Source organism: Burkholderia savannae (genome assembly GCF_001524445.2).
In the GTDB taxonomy this organism is placed as follows: domain Bacteria; phylum Pseudomonadota; class Gammaproteobacteria; order Burkholderiales; family Burkholderiaceae; genus Burkholderia; species Burkholderia savannae.
This window is the reverse complement of sequence record NZ_CP013417.1, coordinates 3,515,430-3,535,169: the sequence shown is the minus strand read 5'-3', so window position 1 is coordinate 3,535,169 and position 19,740 is coordinate 3,515,430. Positions and strand designations below refer to the sequence as shown.

Genomic DNA, 19,740 nt, shown 5'->3' with positions numbered 1-19,740 from the left:
TCGACGTATTCGCATTAGGAGATTCTCATGTCTAGCATCGGGCACGACGTAGCCGCGGGCCACGCGCACGACGACCACGCGCACGAAACCCCGCACGGCTGGCGGCGCTGGCTGTTCGCCACCAACCACAAGGATATCGGTACGCTGTACCTGCTGTTCTCGTTCATCATGTTCCTGTCGGGCGGCGTGATGGCGCTCGCGATTCGCGCCGAGCTGTTCGAACCGGGCCTGCAGATCATGCGGCCCGAGTTCTTCAACCAGCTGACGACGATGCACGGCCTCATCATGGTGTTCGGCGCGATCATGCCGGCCTTCGTCGGCTTCGCGAACTGGATGATTCCGCTGCAGATCGGCGCGTCGGACATGGCGTTCGCGCGGATGAACAACTTCAGCTTCTGGCTGCTGCCCGTCGCGGCGGTGCTGCTCGTCGGCTCGTTCTTCTCGCCGGGCGGCGCGACGGCGGCCGGCTGGACGCTCTACGCGCCGCTGTCGACGCAGATGGGCCCGGGCATGGACTTCGCGATCTTCGCGGTGCACATCATGGGCGCGTCGTCGATCATGGGCGGGATCAACATCGTCGTGACGATCCTGAACATGCGCGCGCCGGGCATGACGCTGATGAAGATGCCGATGTTCGCGTGGACGTGGCTCATCACGGCCTACCTGCTGATCGCGGTGATGCCGGTTCTGGCCGGCGCGATCACGATGGTGCTGTTCGACCGCCACTTCGGCACGTCGTTCTTCAACGCGGCGGGCGGCGGCGATCCGGTGATGTACCAGCACATCTTCTGGTTCTTCGGGCACCCCGAGGTGTACATCATGATTCTGCCGGCGTTCGGGATCGTGTCGCAGGTGATCCCGGCGTTCTCGCGCAAGCCGCTGTTCGGCTATAGCTCGATGGTGTACGCGACGGCGTCGATCGCGATCCTGTCGTTCATGGTCTGGGCGCACCATATGTTCGCGACCGGCATGCCGGTCACGGGCCAGCTGTTCTTCATGTACGCGACGATGCTGATCGCGGTGCCGACGGGCGTGAAGGTGTTCAACTGGACGGCCACGATGTGGCGCGGCTCGCTGACGTTCGAGACGCCGATGCTGTTCGCGATCGGCTTCCTGTTCGTGTTCACGATGGGCGGCTTCACGGGCCTGATGCTCGCGATGGCGCCGCTCGACATCCAGTACCACGGCACGTACTTCGTCGTCGCGCACTTCCACTACGTGCTCGTCGCGGGCTCGCTGTTCGCGCTCTTCGCCGGGTGGTACTACTGGGCGCCGAAGTGGACGGGCTGGATGTACAACGAGACGCGCGGGAAGATCCACTTCTGGGCGTCGATGATCACCTTCAACATCACGTTCTTCCCGATGCACTTCGTCGGCCTCGCGGGCATGCCGCGTCGCTATGCGGACTACCCGGCGCAGTTCACCGATTTCAACCAGCTTGCGACGATCGGCGCGTTCGGCTTCGGCCTCGCGCAGGTGTACTTCCTGTTCGCGGTCGTGCTGCCCGCGTATCGCGGCGGCGGCGAGCTCGAGCGCGCTTCCGACAAGCCGTGGGACGGCGCGACGGGCCTCGAATGGACGGTGCCGAGCCCGGCTCCGTTCCACACGTTCGAGCATCCGCCGACGGTCGAGTAACGGATTGACGGCGTTCGCCGCCCGCGTCGCGCGACGCGGGCGGCGGAAAACACGATCGAAGAATATTTCGCATGACCCGGAATTCACAAAAAAGACGAACGCCCGACGAGATTCGCGCGGGCAACAAGCGGCTGCTCTTGATCCTGCTCATCGTCGTCGCCGTTTTCTTTGTGGGTGCCGTCGTCCGGCAGTGGATCGCGTCCACGTCGTGACGCAGTATTGAGGAAGTCCTGATGTCGAAGTCCGACGCGAACGTCGATCGCGCGTTCAACCGGTCGATGCTCCTGAAGCTCGTCGTCGTGGCGGGGCTGATGTTCGGCTTTGGCTTCGCGCTCGTGCCGATGTACCGCGCGATTTGCCAGATCACCGGCATCAACAACTTGCTGCAGCGCGACGTCAGCGAGCGAGAGGCGAAGAATACGCAGATCGATTACACCCGGACGGTGTCGATCGAGCTCGACGCGAACGCGCGCGGCCCGCTCGGCTTCAAGCCGCAGCGCAGCAGCATCGACGTGCATCCGGGCGAGTTGACGACGGTCGTCTACGAAGTGACGAACGGGCAGGGCCGCACGGTGGTCGCGCAGGCGATCCCGAGCTATGCGCCGAAGCAGGCCACCGAGTTCTTCAAGAAGATCGAGTGCTTCTGCTTCACGCAACAGACGCTCGCGGCGAACGAGACGCGCGACATGCCGGTGGTGTTCGTGATCGATCCGAAGCTGCCGAAGGACGTGAAGACGATCACGCTGTCGTACACGTTCTTCGAGCTGAACACGCCCGCGCCCGCCGTGAAGAGCGCGGCGGGGCAGGCGGGCGGCGCCGCGGCGAAGCCTGCCGCGTGACATTGGGGAGGCGACGTTGGTGAGCGGAGCGAACAACAAGAGCACGTTCGTCCAGACGATCAAGGCGGTGATGTGGTCGTTCTTCGGCGTGCGCAGGCGGCGCGATCTCGAGGCGGACGCGACGCAGCTGAACCCGCTGCACGTGCTGGTCGCCGCGCTGATCGGGGCGGCGATCTTCGTCGGCGTGCTGATCCTGATCGTGCACGCGGTGGTCGGGTAGCAAGTGCGGATCGAAGCGGGCGCGCCGCCGTGCGCATTCGCGAGCAGAAAGCGAGGCGGCGCCGCGTGCGCCGCCTGAGAAATAAGCCGGATCGTTCCGGAACAAATTGGACTGAAGCGGAGAATCAAGCATGACCGGTCAAAACGAGAGCCCGTACTATTTCGTGCCGCACCCGTCGCAGCACCCGATCAGCGCGGCCATCGGCCTGCTGATCATGCTCGGCTCGTTCGCGCTGTGGGTCAACGGCGAGCCGTGGGCGCCCTACACGGCGCTCGTCGGCCTGCTGTGGCTGCTGTTCGTGCTGTATCACTGGTTCGGCGACGCGATCGCCGAGTCGGAAGGCGGAATGTACGGCAAGCGCGTCGACAAGTCGTACCGCTGGAGCATGAGCTGGTTCATCTTCTCCGAAGTGATGTTCTTCGGCGCGTTCTTCGGCGCGCTGTTCTATGCGCGCGAAATCGCGATGCATCAGCTCGGCAGCCTCGACTACAAGCTGATCTGGCCGGATTTCTCCGCCGTGTGGCCGAACGAAGGCCCGGGCGCGCTCGTCGGCCACTTCAAGACGATGGGCCCGTGGCCGATCCCGACCCTCAACACCGCGCTGCTGCTGTCGTCGGGCGCGACGCTGACCGTGTCGCACCACGCGCTGCGCGAAGATCACCGCGGCAAGGCGATCGCATGGCTCGCCGCGACGCTCGTGCTCGGCGTGTGCTTCCTGTTCCTGCAGGGCTTCGAATACTTCCACGCGTACAACGAGCTGAACCTGACGCTCGGCTCCGGCGTGTACGGCTCGACGTTCTTCCTGCTGACGGGCTTCCACGGCTTCCACGTGTTTCTCGGCGGCACGATGCTCGCGGTGGTGCTGGTGCGGATGATCCGCGGCCACTTCAAGCCGGATCACCATTTCGCCTTCGAAGGCGCCGCGTGGTACTGGCACTTCGTCGACGTCGTCTGGCTCGGCCTGTACGTCGTCGTCTACTGGCTGTAAAACGAAACGGCCCGCGCAGTGATGCGCGGGCCGTTTGCTTGGTTCGTCGGCGTTGCGATGCGCGCCGAAGCGCCGCGGGCCGACCAGTGCGCCGCCCCGACTTCGTCGGGCGGCGCTTTTGCTTGAATGGGCGGCATGCGTGCGGCGTTATGCCGCATCAGCGGCCGATCGGAATGCCGGTCGAATGAATCCAGCCCATCCAGTTCGCGAACAGGATGAAGAGGAACAGCGAGATCGACAGCCCGACCCGCATCGCGAGCGACCAGACCATCCGCTTCGTATGGCCGCGGTCGTGCATCATGAAATACAGCGCCGACACCATGCTGGCGATGATGAGTACGAAGGCGATCGGAACGAGAATGTGCATGAAGCAAACCGGTAACCGGCAGTTAGAGGAAGAAAAATTCATTATCGCATTTCGGTCGGGCGGCCGTCGCGCCCGGGGGGCGGCGCGATGAAGATTCGCTGGCTGCCCGCGCTGCTGATTCTCGCGGTGATCGCGGTGACGGTGCGGCTCGGTTTCTGGCAGCTCGATCGCGCGCATCAGAAGGAGGCGCTCGAGGCGCGGATCGCGCGCTACGAGCACGCGAATCCCGTCGACGTGCCGCGCGAGAGCGTCGCGCTGAAGGACATCGAGTTTCATCGCGTGCGCGCGGTCGGGCGCTTCATGCCGGAACTCGCGGTGTTTCTCGACAACCGGCCGTACAACGATCAGCCGGGCTTCTACGTCGTGATGCCGATGAAGCTCGCGAACGGCGGCTATGTGCTCGTGAATCGCGGCTGGCTGCCGCGCAATTTCGCGGACCGCACCGCGATCGAGCCGTTCGCGACGCCCGCGGGCGACGTGACGGTCGAGGGCATCGCGCGCGGCGACGCGTCGCGTGCGTTCGAGCTCGGCGAGGGCGGCTCGGCCGAGCGTCAAAAGATCCGGCAGAATCTCGACGCCGCCGCGTACGCGCACGAAACGGGCCTGCCGCTGCAGCCGTTCGTGATTCAGCAGACGAGCGACGACGGCGACAAGCTCGTGCGCGACTGGCCCGCGCCGACGACGGGCGTCGAGCGCAACTACGGCTACATGTTCCAGTGGTGGGGCATGGCGGCGGCCGCCGCCGGCTTCGGCCTGTATGCCGCGCGCCGCGCGGCGAAAAAGCAATCCGGCGACGCGTGAGCGCGGCGCAGGCGAGTCGCGCGGCGCCGCGCGACGTCCATCGTTTCAAGAGGTCTTTCTGGTGATGCAATCTTCCCGTCCGACGCAGCCGCAACGCGGCCAGCAAGCGGCACCCGCGCAGCGCGGTTCTTGGAAGCGCGGCCGCTGGGTGCTGCTCGCGCTCGCGCTCGTGTGCGCCGCGCCCGTGATCGCGTCGTATTTCACGTATTACGTGATCAAGCCGCGCGGCGGCGCAACCAACTACGGCACGCTGATCGAGCCGCAGCGGCCGATTCCGCCCGATCTGAGCGTCGTCGACGAGACGGGCAAGACGGTGCCGCTCGCGTCGCTGCGCGGCGTGTGGCTGTTCGTGATGGAAGACGGCGGCGCGTGCGGCGACGCGTGCGCGAAAAAGCTCTACTTCATGCGCCAGGTGCGCGCGACGCAGGCGGGCGAGCGGCACCGGATCACGATGGTGTGGCTCAAGAGCGACGCGGCGAACGTGCCGGCGGCGATCGCCGACGCGTATCCGGACACGCGCACGCTGCGCGCCGATCCGGCCGCGGTCGCCGCATGGCTGCCCGCCGACGCGGGCACGCAGGTTGCCGATCACCTCTATCTCGTCGATCCGAACGGCAACCTGATGATGCGTTTCCCGAAGAATCCGGACCCGAGCAAGATCAAGAGCGACGTGACGAAACTCCTCAAGTGGTCGAGCATCGGTTGAGCGCCGGCCGCGACCGGCGATAGAGGGTAAGAGAGAGATTCAGATGTATCTATTGCAACTCGGCCTGATCGGCCTCTGCATCGCGCTGCTGCCGCTGTCGTACGTGTGGGTGAAGGCCGACGACGACAAATTCCGCAAGCTCGTCTGGTTGACGACGTTCCTCACGCTCGATCTCGTGATGTTCGGCGGCTTCACGCGCCTGACCGATTCCGGCCTCGGCTGCCCGGACTGGCCGGGTTGCTACGGCACGTCGTCGCCGTTCATCGCGCACGCGGCGATCACGGCCGCGCATCAGGCGATGCCGACGGGGCCCGTCAGCATGACGAAGGCGTGGATCGAGATGATCCATCGTTATTTCGCGATGGCGATCGGCGTGCTGATCATCGCGCAGACGGTGATCGCCTGGGCCGCGCGGCTGCGCCGCAAGCCGCTTCACGTGTCGCCGTGGTGGCCGACGAGCCTGTTGCTGCTGATTCTCGTGCAGGGCGCGTTCGGCGCATGGACCGTGACGATGAAGCTGCAGCCCGTGATCGTGACGATCCACCTGCTGCTCGGCCTGGCGCTGCTCGGCACGCTCGGCTGGCTCGCCGCGCGCCAGACGCCGCTGCCCGCGCACGAGCCCGAGGCCGGGCGCCATCGCGCGGCGGCGCTCGCCGCGCTCGTGCTGCTCGTCGCGCAGATCGCGCTCGGCGGCTGGGTCAGCACGAACTACGCGGTGCTCGCGTGCACCGATTTCCCGACCTGCAACGGCGCGTGGATTCCGCCGATGGATTTCCGCAACGGCTTCCATCTGTGGCGCGCGCTCGGCATGACGAACGACGGCGACGCGATCACGCAGGACGCGCTCGTCGCGATCCACTGGACGCACCGGACGTTCGCGTTCGTCGTCGTCGCGTACCTGATCGCGTTCGCGCTGAAGATGCGCCGCTTCGCGTCGCTGCGGCGGCCGGCGAACGGCGTGCTCGCCGTCGTGGTGCTGCAGTTCGTCACGGGTTTGACGAATATCGTGCTGCAGTGGCCTTTGCCCGTCGCGGTCGCGCACAACGGGGGGGCCGCGATCCTGCTTCTCCTCGTCGTCATGCTAAACTTTCGCATCCTTTCAAGCCGTCCCGGCCGCGTCGCGCAACCCGCGCGCGACGCCGCGCCCGCGTGACGTTGACCTTACATGGACACCACACTTTCCCAAACGCCCGGTAGCCGCCTCTCCCAGTATCTGGCGCTGACGAAGCCTCGCGTCACGCAGCTCGCCGTGTTCTGCGCGGTGATCGGGATGTTCCTCGCGACGCCGGGGATGGTGCCGTGGAAAGTGCTGCTCGGCGGCACGGTCGGCATCTGGCTGCTCGCGGGCGCGGCGTTCGCGATCAATTGCCTCGTCGAGCAGAAGATCGACGCGATGATGCGGCGCACCGCGTGGCGGCCGTCCGCGCGCGGCGAGATCACGACCGCGCAGATCCTCGCGTTCTCCACCGTGCTGGGCGGCCTCGGCGCATGGACGCTCTACACGTTCACGAATCCGCTGACGATGTGGCTCACGATCGCGACGTTCGTCGGCTACGCGGTGATCTACACGCTGCTGCTCAAGCCGATGACGCCGCAGAACATCGTGATCGGCGGCGCGTCGGGCGCGATGCCGCCCGCGCTCGGCTGGGCGGCCGTCACGGGCGCGGTGCCGGGCGACGCGTGGATTCTCGTCCTCATCATCTTCGTGTGGACGCCGCCGCACTTCTGGGTGCTCGCGCTGTACCGCCGCAAGGACTACGAGAACGCGGGCCTGCCGATGCTGCCCGTCACGCACGGCGAGAAGTTCACGCGGCTGCACATCCTGCTGTACACGGTGATCCTGTTCGCCGTCACGATGATGCCGTTCATCTCCGGGATGAGCGGGGCCGTCTATCTGACGAGCGCCGTGCTGCTCGGCGCGATCTTCCTCGCGTATGCGTGGAAGATCTATCGCGACTATTCGGATGCGCTCGCGCGCCGCGCGTTCCGCTATTCGATCGTCTATCTGTCGTTGCTGTTCGCGGCGCTCCTCGTCGACCATTACGCACGTCCCGTGATCGGGATGTAACTCCAACGGTTCGATTGCAATGCTCAAATCCCTGTTCGCACGCCGCCGCGCGCAGCGCGGCTGGTTGTTCGCCTGCGCGCTCGCGGGCGCGCTGCTGATCGCGGGCTGCGACAAGCAGCCCGCATTCCAGAATCTCGACATCACCGGCAACACGCAATTCGGCAGCGACTTCGCGCTGCCGGACACGACGGGCAAGGTTCGCACGCTCGGCGAATTCAAGGGCAAGGCGGTTGTCGTGTTCTTCGGCTACACGCATTGCCCGGACGTGTGCCCGACGACGATGGCGGAGCTGTCGCAGGCGCTGCAGCAGCTCGGCCCCGACGGCAAGCGCGTGCAGGTGCTGTTCGTCACCGTCGATCCGGAGCGCGACACCGCGGCGCTTCTCGGCCAGTACGTGCCGGCGTTCAACCCGACGTTCATCGGCCTGCGGCCCGCCGACGAAGCGCAACTGAAGAAGGTGACGAAGGACTTCCGCGTGTACTACGCGAAGGTGCCGGGCAAGACGCCCGACAGCTATACGATGGACCACACCGCCGCGAGCTACGTGTTCGATCCGAACGGCAAGCTGCGCCTGTTCGTGCGCGACGGCCAGGGGCCCGGGCCGTGGGTCCACGATCTGAAGCTGCTGCTCGACTGACGCCGGAACGAGCGGCTGTCCGCCGATACGACACGCACCCCGAAGCGCCGGACGTTCCGTCCGGCCTTCGGGGTGTTCTTCATCGCGAGGGCCGCGTGCTCGCCGCGGCGGCTGCGAGCGCCGCGGCGAGCGTCGCGCGCACGGGGGTGTTCGCGCCGGGCAGCCGGTTCCGCTTTCCGGCGATTCGGCCCGCGTCGCGCATCTTCCCCGCGCTGGCCGATTCCGCGAGCGCTTACGGCAGCGCCGGCAGATTGACGCCCGGCGCGACGCGCGTCGTCCTGAATTCGGTGACGGCGTACGTGACGAGCCCCTCCGTGACGAACGGATCGGTTTCGAGGATCGCGTCGAGCTTGTCGCGGTCGATCCGCACCGCGAGGATCACGCCGCCGTCGCGCGGCACCTTCGGCCCGCACGCGACGAACACGCCGGCGTCGAATTGGCGCTGCAGATAGGCGCGGTGGCGTTCGAGCGCGTCGTCGATGCGCTCGAGCGGCGCGGTGTAGCGGATGTCGATCACGTACATGCAGACCTCGTCGAAAAGCGGCCGCGACGCGGTGCCGCGGCCGAGCCGACCTTGTAGCACAGCCTTCGCCGTCGCGCTTCCATTCAAGTTGTAAGCCGGCGTGCCGTAAATAGCGGCAGCGATCGTTCGCGGCCGGGGCCGCGGCGCGGACGGTGCGCAACGAACACGACACGGGAAGGCACACACGATGAACAGAATGAGCTTGAACCGCAAACTGTGGCTGGCGCTTGCGCTCGTATGGATCGGATTGCTGGGGGTAGGCGCGTGGAGCGCCTTCGAGACGCGCGCGACGATGCTCGCCGAGCGCAAGGAAGGGATGGCGAACCTCGTCGATTCGGCGGCGGGCGTCGTGAAGGCGTATCACGCGCTCGCGCAGAGCGGCAAGATGAGCGACGACGACGCGCGGCGCGAAGCGCTCGAGCGCTTGTCGGCGATGCGCTACGGCGATTCCGGCTATCTGTTCGTGATGGATTCGAAGCCGGTCGTGCTGATGCATCCGACGCTGCCGAAGCTCGTCGGCACGCAGGTCGGCGATTATCTGGACCCGGACGGCAAGCCGCTCTTCGTCACGATCCTGAACGCGGCGAAGGAGAGCGGGCGCGGCTTCGCCGAGTATCGCGGCCGGCTGCCGCACAGCGAGACGGCGGTGCCGAAGATCAGCTACGTGACGCGCTTCGCGCCGTGGGACTGGAACATCTCGAGCGGCGTGTTCGTGAAGGACATCGACACCGTCTACTACGAGACGCTCGTCGGCCACCTCGCGGTGGTGTTCGTGATCGGCCTCGTGATCACCGCGGCGATGCTCGTCATCATCCGCAACGTGCGCGCGAGCCTGGGCGGCGAGCCGGACGAGGCGGCCGCGCTCGCCGCGCGGATCGCGTCGGGCGATCTGAGCCGGCCCGTCGCGGTGCGCGCGGGCGACAAGTCGAGCATGATGGCCGCGATGCGCGACATGCAGGGCCGTCTGCAAGCGACGATCGGCGGAATTCGCCAGGCGGCGGAGTCGATCGCGGCGGCGAGCCACGAGATCGCCGCGGGCAACCACGATCTGTCGCAGCGCACCGAGCAGCAGGCCGCATCGCTCGAAGAAACCGCGGCGAGCATGGAAGAGCTGACCGCCACCGTCAAGCAGAACGCCGAGAACGCGCGGCAGGCGAGCGGGCTCGCGAACAGCGCGTCCGAGATCGCGCTGAAGGGCAACGACGTCGTGAGCCGCGTGATCGGCACGATGGGCGAGATCAACGACAGCTCGCAGAAGATCGCCGACATCATCGGGGTGATCGACGGCATCGCGTTCCAGACCAACATCCTCGCGCTGAACGCGGCCGTCGAGGCGGCGCGCGCGGGCGAGCAGGGGCGCGGCTTCGCGGTGGTCGCGGGCGAGGTGCGCTCGCTCGCGCAGCGGAGCGCGACGGCCGCCAAGGAGATCAAGCAGCTGATCGACGCGTCGGTCGAGCGCGTGCACAACGGCTCGGCGCTCGTCGGCCAGGCGGGCGAGACGATGACCGAGATCCTGCAGGCGGTGCGGCGCGTGACCGACATCATGGGCGAGATCGCGGCCGCGTCCGAGGAGCAGTCGAGCGGGATCTCGCAAGTCGGCCGAGCGGTCACGCAGATGGACGAAATGACGCAGCAGAACGCGGCGCTCGTCGAGGAGGCGGCGGCCGCCGCGTCGTCGCTGCAGGAGCAGGCGGCGCGGCTGCGCGAATCGGTGAGCGCGTTCCAGGTCGGCGACGGCGCGGCTGCCGGTGCGGGCGCGGCGGCGGGCGGCGGCCCGAGCGCGGCCCCATCGGCCGGCCGCGTCGAGCCGGCGCTCGCATGACGCAATCCCATACCTATATGAGCGGGATGTATTTCACAGCCTTGCGATCTTGTGACACCATCTGCGCTTTCGTCAGCGCGGCCCGGCCGGTCAGGCCGTCGCGCCCCCTCTATCGAGCCTGGATGGTTCTGCAAGCAAGCGAGACATAGATGAAGCGTCGCACTCTCCTGAAAGTTGTTTCCGCCGTCGCGGCCGGCGCGGCCGCCCTTTCCGTTTCCGTCGGCGCGCAGGCGCAGAGCAAGGTGGTCAAGGTCGGCACGGTCGCGGGCCCCGACGCGCAGGTCTGGCAGGTCGTCCAGAAGGTCGCGAAGGAGAAGCAGGGCCTCGACGTGAAGGTGATCGAGTTCAACGACTACGTGCAGCCGAACGCGGCGCTCGACGCGGGCGATCTCGACGCGAACAGCTTCCAGCACCAGCCGTACCTCGACAGTCAGGTGAAGCAGCGCGGCTACAAGATCGTGAGCGCGGGCCTCACGTACATCTCGCCGATCGGCGTCTATTCGAAGAAGTTCAAATCGCTGAAGGATCTGCCGGCGGGCGCGAAGGTCGCGCTGCCGAACGATCCGTCGAACGAGAACCGCGCGCTGCTGCTGTTGCAGACGCAAGGCGTGATCAAGCTGAAGGCGGGCGCGGGCACGGGCGGCAACAACGCGACCGTGCTCGACGTCGCCGAGAACCCGAAGAAGCTGAAGCTGACCGAGCTCGACGCCGCGCAACTGCCGCGCGTGCTGTCCGACGTCGATGCGGCGGTGATCAACACGAACTACGCGCTCGCGGGGAACCTGCAGCCGACCAAGGACGCGATCGCGCTCGAATCGCTGACGAGCCCGTACGCGAACCTGATCGCCGTGCGCGCGAAGGACAAGGATCAGCCGTGGGTGAAGAAGCTCGTGAAGGCGTATCAGTCGCCGGAAGTGAAGGAGTTCATCGCGAAGCAGTTCAAGGGCTCGATGGTCGCGTCGTTCTGAGCGCCGCCCGATAGCCTCGAATCGCCGGAAGGCCCGCGCATCGCGCGGGCCTTTTGCTTTGGCGAAGGCTCTTTGGGCGAAGCGGTGCGCGGGCCGCCGGCTCGGGCTCGTCGGTACTGTCCCGAAATATTGAATAGTCTGCGGAAATGGTATCCTCGGACGCTTGTCGCCGCGCCCGTTTTTCGGCGCGGCGGCGCGGGCCGCGCACGTTCCGGGGAGCGCGGCCCGCCTACCATTCAGAACCGGGGGAGACAGACTCATGAAACGATTCAAGATCGTTGCCGCTCATTCGATCGCGGCGGGCGTCGCGGCGTTCGCGATGCTCGGCGCGGGCGCCGCGCACGCGCAGACCGTCAAGGTGCTGTCGATCGTCGATCATCCGGCGCTCGACGCGATCCGCGACGGCGTGCGCGCCGAGCTGAAGGCCGAGGGCTACGGCGACGACAAGCTCAAGTGGGAATACCAGAGCGCGCAGGGCAACACGGGCACCGCCGCGCAGATCGCGCGCAAGTTCATCGGCGACAAGCCCGACGTGATCGTCGCGATCGCGACGCCCGCCGCGCAGGCCGTCGTCGCGTCGACGAAGAGCGTGCCCGTCGTCTATTCGGGCGTGACCGATCCCGTCGCCGCGCAGCTCGTCAAGGGCTGGGGGCCGACGGGCACCAACGTGACGGGCGTGTCCGACAAGCTGCCGCTCGACCGGCAGGTCGCGCTCATCAAGCGCGTCGTGCCGAAGGCGAAGACGGTCGGCATGGTCTACAACCCGGGCGAGGCGAACTCGGTCGTCGTCGTGACGGCGCTCAAGGAGATCCTCGCGAAGCAGGGGATGACGCTCAAGGAAGCGGCCGCGCCGCGCACCGTCGACATCGGCCCGGCCGCGAAGAGCCTGATCGGCAAGGTCGACGTGATCTACACGAACACCGACAACAACGTCGTGTCCGCGTACGAATCGCTCGTGAAGGTCGCGAACGAGGCGAAGATTCCGCTCGTCGCGGGCGACACCGACAGCGTGAAGCGCGGCGGCATCGCGGCGCTCGGCATCAACTACGGCGACCTCGGCCGGCAGACGGGCAAGGTCGTCGCGCGCATCCTGAAGGGCGAGAAGCCGGGCGCGATCGCATCGGAGACGAGCAGCAACCTCGAGCTGTTCGTGAACACCGATGCGGCCGCGAAGCAGGGCGTGACGCTCGCGCCCGATCTCGTCAAAGAGGCGCAGACGGTCATCAAGTAACGCGGGCGCGCGAGCCGTCGGAAGACGGACGACGCGGCTCGGTCGGCGCGCGCGGGCGGTCCCGACGGGCTGCGACGCGCGTCGGCGGGCCGCGACGAAGCGCGCAACGCGCGCGGCGGGCGGTCCGGGCCAGTCCGGGCCAGTCCGAGCCGGTCCGGGCGCGGCCGCCGCGCTTGCCGCGCGACGCCGTTCGCCGCGCCCCGTTCCGCCACGCGCAGCACGCTGCAACAGGATTTCCCCAACCATGTCCCTTTTCTCTCTTCTCGGCGCACTGGAGATCGGCCTCATCTTCAGCCTCGTCGCCCTCGGGGTGCTGATCTCGTTTCGCATCCTCAACTTTCCCGATCTGACCGTCGACGGCAGCTTTCCGCTCGGCGGCGCCGTCGCCGCGACGCTGATCGCCGCGGGCCACGATCCTTTCGCGTCGACGCTCGCCGCGATCGCCGCGGGCGCGTGCGCGGGCTTCGTCACCGGCTGGCTCAACGTGCGGCTGAAGATCATGGATCTGCTCGCGAGCATCCTGATGATGATCGCGCTCTATTCGGTGAACCTGCGGATCATGGGCCGGCCGAACGTGCCGCTCATCACCGAGCCCACGCTCTTCACGGTGCTGCAGCCCGACTGGGTGCCCGATTACGTGCTGCGCCCGGCGCTGCTCGCCGTCGTCGTCGTGATCGCGAAGCTCGGGCTCGACTGGTTCTTCTCGTCGCAACTCGGCCTCGCGATGCGCGCGACGGGCGCGAATCCGCGGATGGCGCGCGCGCAGGGCGTCGCCACCGGCCGCGCGACGCTCGCCGGCATGGCGCTGTCGAACGCGCTCGTCGCGCTCGCGGGCGCGCTTTTCGCGCAGACGCAGGGCGGCTCGGACATCTCGATGGGGATCGGCACGATCGTGATCGGTCTCGCCGCCGTGATCATCGGCGAGACGCTGCTGCCCGCGCGGCGGCTCTTCCTCACGACGCTCGCCGTCGTGCTCGGCGCGATCCTCTATCGCTTCTTCATCGCGCTCGCGCTGAACAGCGAGTTCATCGGCCTGAAGGCGCAGGATCTGAACCTCGTGACGGCCGTGCTCGTGACGGCCGCGCTCGTGCTGCCCGCGACGCGCAGGAAGCTGTTCGCACGCAAGACGGGAGGCGCGTAAATGCTGTCCGCACAAGACCTGAAGCTCACGTTCAATCCCGGCACGCCGATCGAGACGCGCGCGCTGCGCGGGCTGTCGCTCGAGATCCCGAACGGCCAGTTCGTTGCCGTGATCGGCTCGAACGGCGCCGGGAAATCGACGTTCCTGAACGCGGTGAGCGGCGATCAGCCGGTCGATTCGGGGCGCATCGCGATCGACGGCGTCGACGTCACGCGCAAGCCCGCGTGGGCTCGCGCGCCGCTCGTCGCGCGCGTGTTCCAGGACCCGATGGCGGGCACCTGCGAGGCGCTGACGATCGAGGAGAACATGTCGCTCGCGATGGCGCGCGGCGCGCGGCGCGGTTTTCGATCGGCGCTGAACCGCGCGTCGCGCGAGCTGTTTCGCGACAAGCTGCGGCTACTGAATCTCGGGCTCGAGAACCGGCTCACCGATCGCATCGGCCTGCTGTCGGGCGGGCAGCGGCAGGCGGTGAGCCTCCTGATGGCGTCGCTGCGGCCGTCGCGGATTCTGCTGCTCGACGAGCACACGGCCGCGCTCGATCCGAAGACGGCCGCGTTCGTGCTCGAGCTGACCGCGCGGATCGTCGCCGAGAGCAAGCTGACGACGATGATGGTCACGCACAGCATGCGGCAGGCGCTCGATTACGGCGAGCGCACGGTGATGCTGCATCAGGGGCAGGTGGTGCTCGACGTGTCCGGCGATGAGCGCCGCGGGCTCGACGTGCCGGACCTGCTGCAACTGTTCGAGAAGACGCGGCACGAGAAGCTCGACGACGACGCGTTGCTGCTCGGCTGACGGGCTGCCGGCGGCGGTGGGGCGGGGCCGACGCTTCGGCCGCGGTTCCGGCGGCGGGCAGCGGAGCGGCTGTGTCGTGGTTGTCGTGCGGGTTGTGCGGGTTGCGCGACGGTTGCGCGATCGATGGTTGCGCGGCGTGGCGGCCGTCGCGCACGGCGTTCCGGGCGGTCGACGAATGGGTGTGGCTTGCGGTTTGCGGCTCGTGGTTCGTGGGTTGTGGTTCGTGGCGCGCGGCCCGCGGCTTGCGACGAGGGCGAGCCGTTCGTTCGGGCTTCACGCGCGGCGGCTTCGTTCCGGCACGCGCGGCGGTGGCGGCTTCGTGCGCGCCGCGGCCACTGCGGTCACTGTCGCCGCTTTGCTCGGGCGGACGCCGCGGCCGGCCGGCGCGAGCGGTCTCGGGCGGCTGCCGGCGACGAACCTGCGGCGGTCGGGCCGGCGCGGCCGAGAGCGCATTGCGCGCGGTACGCGGCGGGTTCCGAATCGATTTTCCGTTCACTCCTCTGCCGAATGGCCGGTTTCGCATCGGTTGCTGTGCGTCGCGGATGCGTTGCCATATACTGTACAAACATACAGGTGCGACCTGAAAGTCGCTATCACAACTGTCTTGCCAATAGCAACCGGACAAGACCTGCTGTTCTGCCAGCAGTAGCCCACTCGATCGTGCGTCGCTGGTAACGGCGGGGTGCGGAGCATCGGGGACAACAACCGGGGCCGCGAGGCCTAGCCCGAGCCGCGAGGTGAAGGTGACACCTGCAAGCACCGATGCGGGAGCCGTAAGGGCTTGGATGGCATGGTTAACGGAAGTGAATTCTCGCAAGCGTCGTGAGCACAGTCCAGCCAAAGGTGCTGTCAGGCTGAGGGCAAAAGCTAAGCGATCGGGTGCATTCAGTCTGTAGTGGGTGCACGCAGAACATGGCATCGCCGGCGTAAAGAGGAAACCTTCGTCATCTCGTTGCGATAGCGGAACAGGGTAAGCCCATCCCGTCGCCCGTACCGGGCAGGCCAACCGCAAGGAAAGCTGGTGGCGGAGTGGGTAAAGGAGGTTGGAGAAAGCGAACGCCTGACCGTAATGGCCGGGATACGGGCTGAAACATCGCTCGACACGAAAGTGGGCAGACTTCCAACTGGTCTCTCATCACGAGATAACTTGCGTAATCTTTGAAGGCGAGAAAGCAAATGAACGAGCAGTCAACGTGTGCACTGGCCGACCAAGGTACGTCGTGGCACAGCATCGACTGGGACACGGCCCACACCACGGTCAAAAGAATGCAGGCACGTATCGTGAAGGCGACACAGGCCGGTCGCTGGAACAGGGTCAAGGCCCTGCAGCGGCTACTGACCACCTCGTTCTACGGCAAAGCGTTAGCCGTTAAACGAGTGACGGAAAACCAAGGCAAACGTACACCGGGCGTCGACAAAGTGCTTTGGTCGACCCCGGATGCCAAATACATGGCGATAGGTTCTCTGACACGGAGCGGCTATCAACCGCTGCCGCTGAAGCGAATCTATATACCCAAAAGTAACGGCAAGCTGCGTCCGCTGAGCATCCCCACGATGCGAGATCGGGCGATGCAGGCCCTACACCTGCTCGCCCTCGACCCCGTATCCGAAACGATCTCCGACGGGCAATCCTATGGATTCCGAAAAGAGCGATCTACTCATGACGCGATAGCACAATGCTTCATGAACGCCCGATACCACGGCAACCCAAAAGACCGGGGCGCACGGGTTTCGGCGCAGTGGATTCTCGAAGCGGACATCCGCGGCTGCTTCGACAACATCGACCACACGTGGCTCCTAAAGCACGTGCCGACGGACAAGGCCGTGTTGGCGAAATGGCTGAGGGCCGGTTACTTGAAGGACGGTGTATTCGCGAGGACAACCGAAGGGACGCCACAGGGCGGCATCATCAGCCCGGTGCTCGCCAACTTTGCGTTGAACGGGTTGGACAAGGTTCTATCGTCCGTCTTCAAATACCCGTCACATCGCATAGCCCACAAGGTCAATCTTGTGCGATACGCCGATGACTTCGTCATCACTGGAGTGAGCCGGGAAGTGTTGCAAGACACAGTTACTCCGGCAGTCACCGCGTTTCTTGCAGATCGGGGACTGGAACTCGCTCCGGAGAAGACGAAAATCACCCATCTGACAGAAGGCTATGATTTCCTTGGCCAGAACATCCGGCGATACGGCAAGAAGTTGCTTATCAAACCGGCGCGGAAGAACGTGCAGTCCTTCCTGCAAAAGGTTCGGGACATCATTAGACGGCTATGGTCGGCGCCGCAGCATCTGCTGATCGACGCCCTGAATCCTGTGATAACCGGCTGGGCCATGTATCACCGCCACGTTGTTGCTCAGGAGACCTTCTCGAACGTGGACAGCCATATCTGGTACGCAATATGGCAATGGGCCAAGCGACGCCACCCCAAGAAACCTCCGGAATGGGTACGACGACGGTACTTCCACCAAATCGGCCTGCGACGATGGGTATTCGCCGCCGCCACCGACCAAGTGGACGATAGCGGACATCCCCTGCTTCGGACGCTTCGGTCGGCGGCAAGCGTAACCATCGAACGGCATCCGAAAGTCCAGTCGGACGCCAACCCCTACGACCGTGAGTGGTACACCTACTTCGCGCAGCGTGCTGCGATCCGAAGTCGGGTCTCCCGCGCACACCGCAAGGGGAGCGGCCGCAGCTAGTACGCGTGCTGCCATAAAGCAGGTACACACGCCGGTCGGTACGTTGTGCCGCCGGGTTAGTTTAACCACTGGCCTTATAGAGGCTTGAGCCGTATGCGGGGAAACTCGCACGTACGGTTCTTAGGGGGCGGCGGCGCAGCAATGCGTCGTCGCTACCCGACTAATCGGCAATGCGATGTCCGCTTCCTCCCTTTCCCTCGAATCGCTGCATCCGTCGCTTTGGCGAGGCTCCCAACTCGCGCGCGGCGGCCCGCGTACGGTCGATACCGGCCATGCGGCGTTGTCGGCCGAGCTGCCGGGGGGCGGCTGGCCGCTCGGCGGGCTCGTCGAACTGCTCGTGCCCCACGCGGGTTGCGGCGAGATGCGCGTGCTTGCGCCCGCGCTCGCGGCGACCGGCAGCGCGCGGCGGCCGCTTGCGTTCGTCGCGCCGCCGCAGCCGCCGCACGCGTGCGCGCTCGCCAGTCTCGGCGTGCCGCTCGACGCGCTGCTGTGGTTGCGCGCGGACAGCGGCGCGAACGCGCTGTGGGCGGCCGAGCAGGCGCTCAAGACCGGCTGCTGCGGCGCGCTCCTGCTGTGGCAGCAGAACACGCGCGCCGATGCGCTGCGCCGCCTGCATCTCGCCGCCGCCCGTGCGGGCGATACGCTGTTCGTGATGTTTCGGCCCTTGGCCGCCGCGCGGCAGCCGTCGCCCGCGATGCTGCGCGTCGCGCTGCATCCGTCGCCGGGCGGCGTGTCGGTCGAGATCGTCAAGCGTCGTGGGCCGGCGCACGGCGAGCCGCTTTCGCTCGAATTGCCGTCGCCCATCGTGGAGGGCCGCTATGCGCGTCTTGCTCGGCATTCATCTGCCGCGCCTGCCGCTCGACGTGTGCGCGCCGTCGTCGCCTGACGGCGGCGACGGCTGCGCGGTGCTCGAGCAGGGCGTCGTGCTGATCGCCGATGCGGCCGCGCGTTCGCGCGGCGTGCGCGCCGGCATGAAGCGCGGCGGCGTGCTGACGCTCGCACCCGGCACGCGGCTCGTGGAGCGCGATCCGGCGCGCGAGGCCGACGCGCTGCGCGCGGTCGCGCTCGCGCTGTTGCGCTTCTCGCCATGCGTCGCGCTCGACGACGAAGCGACGCTCGTCGTCGACGTCGGCGCAAGCCTGCGGCTGTTCGGCGGCCTGCCGTCGCTGTGCCGGCAAGTGCGCGCGACGCTCGCCACGCTCGGCTACGCGGCGCGTCTTGCCGCCGCGCCGACGGGACGCGGCGCATGGCTGCTCGCGCGCGCGCCGGGCCGGCCGCGCACGCGGCGGCGGATCGTGCGGGCGGCATCGCTCGCGCGCGCGCTCGACGCGCTGCCGTGCGAGCTGCTGCCCGCCGCGCGTCCGTATGCCGGCTGGTTCGACGGCCTCGGCTGCCGCACGCTCGCCGACCTGCGCCGCTTGCCGCGCGCGGGGCTCACGCGCCGCTGCGGTCCCGCGCTCGTCGCCGCGCTCGATCGTGCGTACGGCGACGTCGCGGAGCCGCTCGCCTGGATGGCGGTGCCGCCCGTGTTCGACGCTCGGCTCGAATTGCCGGAGCGCGTCGAATATGCGCAAGCCGTGCTGTTCGTCGCGCGCCGGCTCGTCGTGCAGCTGTGCGGCTGGCTCGCCGCGCGGCAGTTGTCGCTGTCGGCGATGACGTTCGCGCTCGAGCACGAGCGCGGCCGCCAGGCGGTGCCGCCGACGTCGCTCGAACTCGCGTTCGCCGAGCCCGCGCGCGACGAGACGCACTTCATGCGACTCCTCGGCGAGCGGCTCGCGCGCGTCGCGCTGCCCGCCGCGGTGATCGCGGTGCGCCTGGCGGCGACGCGCGTCGAATCGGTCGCGCCGCCCGCCGACGATCTGTTTCCGGAGCCGGGCGGCACCCGCGAGGCGCGCGCGCGGCTCGTCGAGCTCCTGAGCGCGCGGCTCGGCGCGGACAACGTGCTGCGCGCGGCGCCCGTCGCCGATCATCGCCCCGAGGCGGCGAACCGCTGGCTGCCGCTCGGCGCGCCGGCGGGCAGGCCGGCCGTGCCGGGCGTCGCGGCTCCGCGTCCCGCATGGCTGCTCGACCAGCCGCTGCCGCTCGCGATGCGCGAGAACCGGCCGTTCTATCGCACGCCGCTCAGGTTCGTGTCGTCGATCGAGCGGATCGAGGCCGGCTGGCTCGACGGCCCGCTCGTCGAGCGCGACTATCGCATCGCGCAGGACGACGATGGCGCGTGCTACTGGGTCTACCAGGAGCGCGGCAGCGGCGCGGCGAGGCAGTGCTGGTTCCTGCACGGCCTCTTCGGGTGAGCGGC

21 protein-coding genes are annotated in these 19,740 nt (G+C 67.3%); 19 read left to right on the top strand and 2 right to left on the bottom strand.

From position 1 onward, the window contains the following. The first annotated feature begins 27 nt into the window (after positions 1-27). From ctaD to WS78_RS17295, 5 genes are all read left to right on the top strand, one after another. Complete coding sequence (gene ctaD, locus WS78_RS17315; RefSeq protein WP_038750533.1) at positions 28-1,635, top strand: cytochrome c oxidase subunit I; 1,608 nt, start codon at positions 28-30, stop codon at positions 1,633-1,635. Positions 1,636-1,706: 71 nt separating this feature from the next. Continuing rightward, complete coding sequence (locus tag WS78_RS17310; RefSeq protein WP_004550920.1) at positions 1,707-1,847, top strand: cytochrome oxidase small assembly protein; 141 nt, start codon at positions 1,707-1,709, stop codon at positions 1,845-1,847. A 21-nt stretch (positions 1,848-1,868) separates the two neighbouring features. Then, complete coding sequence (locus WS78_RS17305) at positions 1,869-2,474, top strand: cytochrome c oxidase assembly protein (RefSeq protein WP_059584372.1); 606 nt, start codon at positions 1,869-1,871, stop codon at positions 2,472-2,474. Between the two features lie 16 nt (positions 2,475-2,490). Continuing rightward, positions 2,491-2,694 (top strand): DUF2970 domain-containing protein, encoded by a 204-nt coding sequence (locus tag WS78_RS17300; RefSeq protein ID WP_038750527.1) that lies wholly within the window; start codon positions 2,491-2,493, stop codon positions 2,692-2,694. A 130-nt stretch (positions 2,695-2,824) separates the two neighbouring features. Continuing rightward, positions 2,825-3,682: a cytochrome c oxidase subunit 3 gene (locus WS78_RS17295; RefSeq protein ID WP_006024431.1), complete on the top strand. Its 858-nt coding sequence runs from the start codon at positions 2,825-2,827 to the stop codon at positions 3,680-3,682. A gap of 157 nt (positions 3,683-3,839) precedes the next feature. On the opposite strand, the gene WS78_RS17290 is transcribed toward WS78_RS17295, so the two are convergent. After that, positions 3,840-4,049: a twin transmembrane helix small protein gene (locus WS78_RS17290; protein WP_004200193.1), complete on the bottom strand. Its 210-nt coding sequence runs from the start codon at positions 4,047-4,049 to the stop codon at positions 3,840-3,842. Positions 4,050-4,136: 87 nt separating this feature from the next. Between WS78_RS17290 and WS78_RS17285 the strand changes: the two genes are divergently transcribed. The 5 genes from WS78_RS17285 (at position 4,137) to WS78_RS17265 (ending at position 8,261) form a co-directional block, all read left to right on the top strand. Next, positions 4,137-4,850: an SURF1 family protein gene (locus tag WS78_RS17285; RefSeq protein ID WP_038750524.1), complete on the top strand. Its 714-nt coding sequence runs from the start codon at positions 4,137-4,139 to the stop codon at positions 4,848-4,850. A 64-nt stretch (positions 4,851-4,914) separates the two neighbouring features. Then, positions 4,915-5,556: an SCO family protein gene (locus WS78_RS17280; protein WP_038750625.1), complete on the top strand. Its 642-nt coding sequence runs from the start codon at positions 4,915-4,917 to the stop codon at positions 5,554-5,556. 43 nt (positions 5,557-5,599) lie between these two features. Continuing rightward, entirely contained in the window at positions 5,600-6,709 is a 1,110-nt protein-coding gene (locus WS78_RS17275; protein WP_038750521.1) for a COX15/CtaA family protein, read from the top strand. A gap of 12 nt (positions 6,710-6,721) precedes the next feature. Then, on the top strand, positions 6,722-7,624 hold the full coding sequence (gene cyoE, locus WS78_RS17270) for a heme o synthase (RefSeq protein ID WP_038750518.1): 903 nt from the start codon (positions 6,722-6,724) through the stop codon (positions 7,622-7,624). A gap of 19 nt (positions 7,625-7,643) precedes the next feature. Further along, complete coding sequence (locus tag WS78_RS17265; RefSeq protein WP_038750515.1) at positions 7,644-8,261, top strand: SCO family protein; 618 nt, start codon at positions 7,644-7,646, stop codon at positions 8,259-8,261. A 232-nt stretch (positions 8,262-8,493) separates the two neighbouring features. On the opposite strand, the gene WS78_RS17260 is transcribed toward WS78_RS17265, so the two are convergent. Beyond that, the gene (locus tag WS78_RS17260) at positions 8,494-8,784 is read right to left on the bottom strand and encodes a YciI family protein (RefSeq protein ID WP_038750623.1); all 291 of its coding nucleotides are present in this window, start codon (positions 8,782-8,784) and stop codon (positions 8,494-8,496) included. 187 nt (positions 8,785-8,971) lie between these two features. Between WS78_RS17260 and WS78_RS17255 the strand changes: the two genes are divergently transcribed. From WS78_RS17255 to WS78_RS17210, 9 genes are all read left to right on the top strand, one after another. Continuing rightward, entirely contained in the window at positions 8,972-10,606 is a 1,635-nt protein-coding gene (locus tag WS78_RS17255) for a methyl-accepting chemotaxis protein (RefSeq protein ID WP_059584375.1), read from the top strand. Further along, on the top strand, positions 10,603-10,755 hold the full coding sequence (locus WS78_RS17250) for a permease (protein ID WP_081989920.1): 153 nt from the start codon (positions 10,603-10,605) through the stop codon (positions 10,753-10,755). The genes WS78_RS17255 and WS78_RS17250 overlap by 4 nt, the downstream gene beginning before the upstream one ends. Next, the gene (locus WS78_RS17245; protein WP_038751611.1) at positions 10,756-11,574 is read left to right on the top strand and encodes a MetQ/NlpA family ABC transporter substrate-binding protein; all 819 of its coding nucleotides are present in this window, start codon (positions 10,756-10,758) and stop codon (positions 11,572-11,574) included. A 259-nt stretch (positions 11,575-11,833) separates the two neighbouring features. Next, a complete protein-coding gene (locus WS78_RS17240) occupies positions 11,834-12,805 on the top strand; it encodes an ABC transporter substrate-binding protein (RefSeq protein WP_059584377.1) in 972 nt (323 codons plus the stop codon). A gap of 244 nt (positions 12,806-13,049) precedes the next feature. Beyond that, positions 13,050-13,946 (top strand): ABC transporter permease, encoded by an 897-nt coding sequence (locus tag WS78_RS17235; protein ID WP_059584381.1) that lies wholly within the window; start codon positions 13,050-13,052, stop codon positions 13,944-13,946. Continuing rightward, positions 13,947-14,741 (top strand): ABC transporter ATP-binding protein, encoded by a 795-nt coding sequence (locus tag WS78_RS17230; RefSeq protein WP_059584383.1) that lies wholly within the window; start codon positions 13,947-13,949, stop codon positions 14,739-14,741. It abuts the gene before it with no gap. 1,176 nt (positions 14,742-15,917) lie between these two features. Then, positions 15,918-17,441 (top strand): group II intron reverse transcriptase/maturase, encoded by a 1,524-nt coding sequence (ltrA, locus tag WS78_RS17220; RefSeq protein ID WP_059582608.1) that lies wholly within the window; start codon positions 15,918-15,920, stop codon positions 17,439-17,441. A gap of 175 nt (positions 17,442-17,616) precedes the next feature. Beyond that, positions 17,617-18,327, top strand: coding sequence for a translesion DNA synthesis-associated protein ImuA (gene imuA, locus WS78_RS17215; protein ID WP_038751601.1), 711 nt, complete (start codon positions 17,617-17,619; stop codon positions 18,325-18,327). Beyond that, positions 18,260-19,735 (top strand): Y-family DNA polymerase, encoded by a 1,476-nt coding sequence (locus tag WS78_RS17210; protein ID WP_059575758.1) that lies wholly within the window; start codon positions 18,260-18,262, stop codon positions 19,733-19,735. The genes imuA and WS78_RS17210 overlap by 68 nt, the downstream gene beginning before the upstream one ends. The last annotated feature ends 5 nt before the right edge of the window (positions 19,736-19,740 follow it).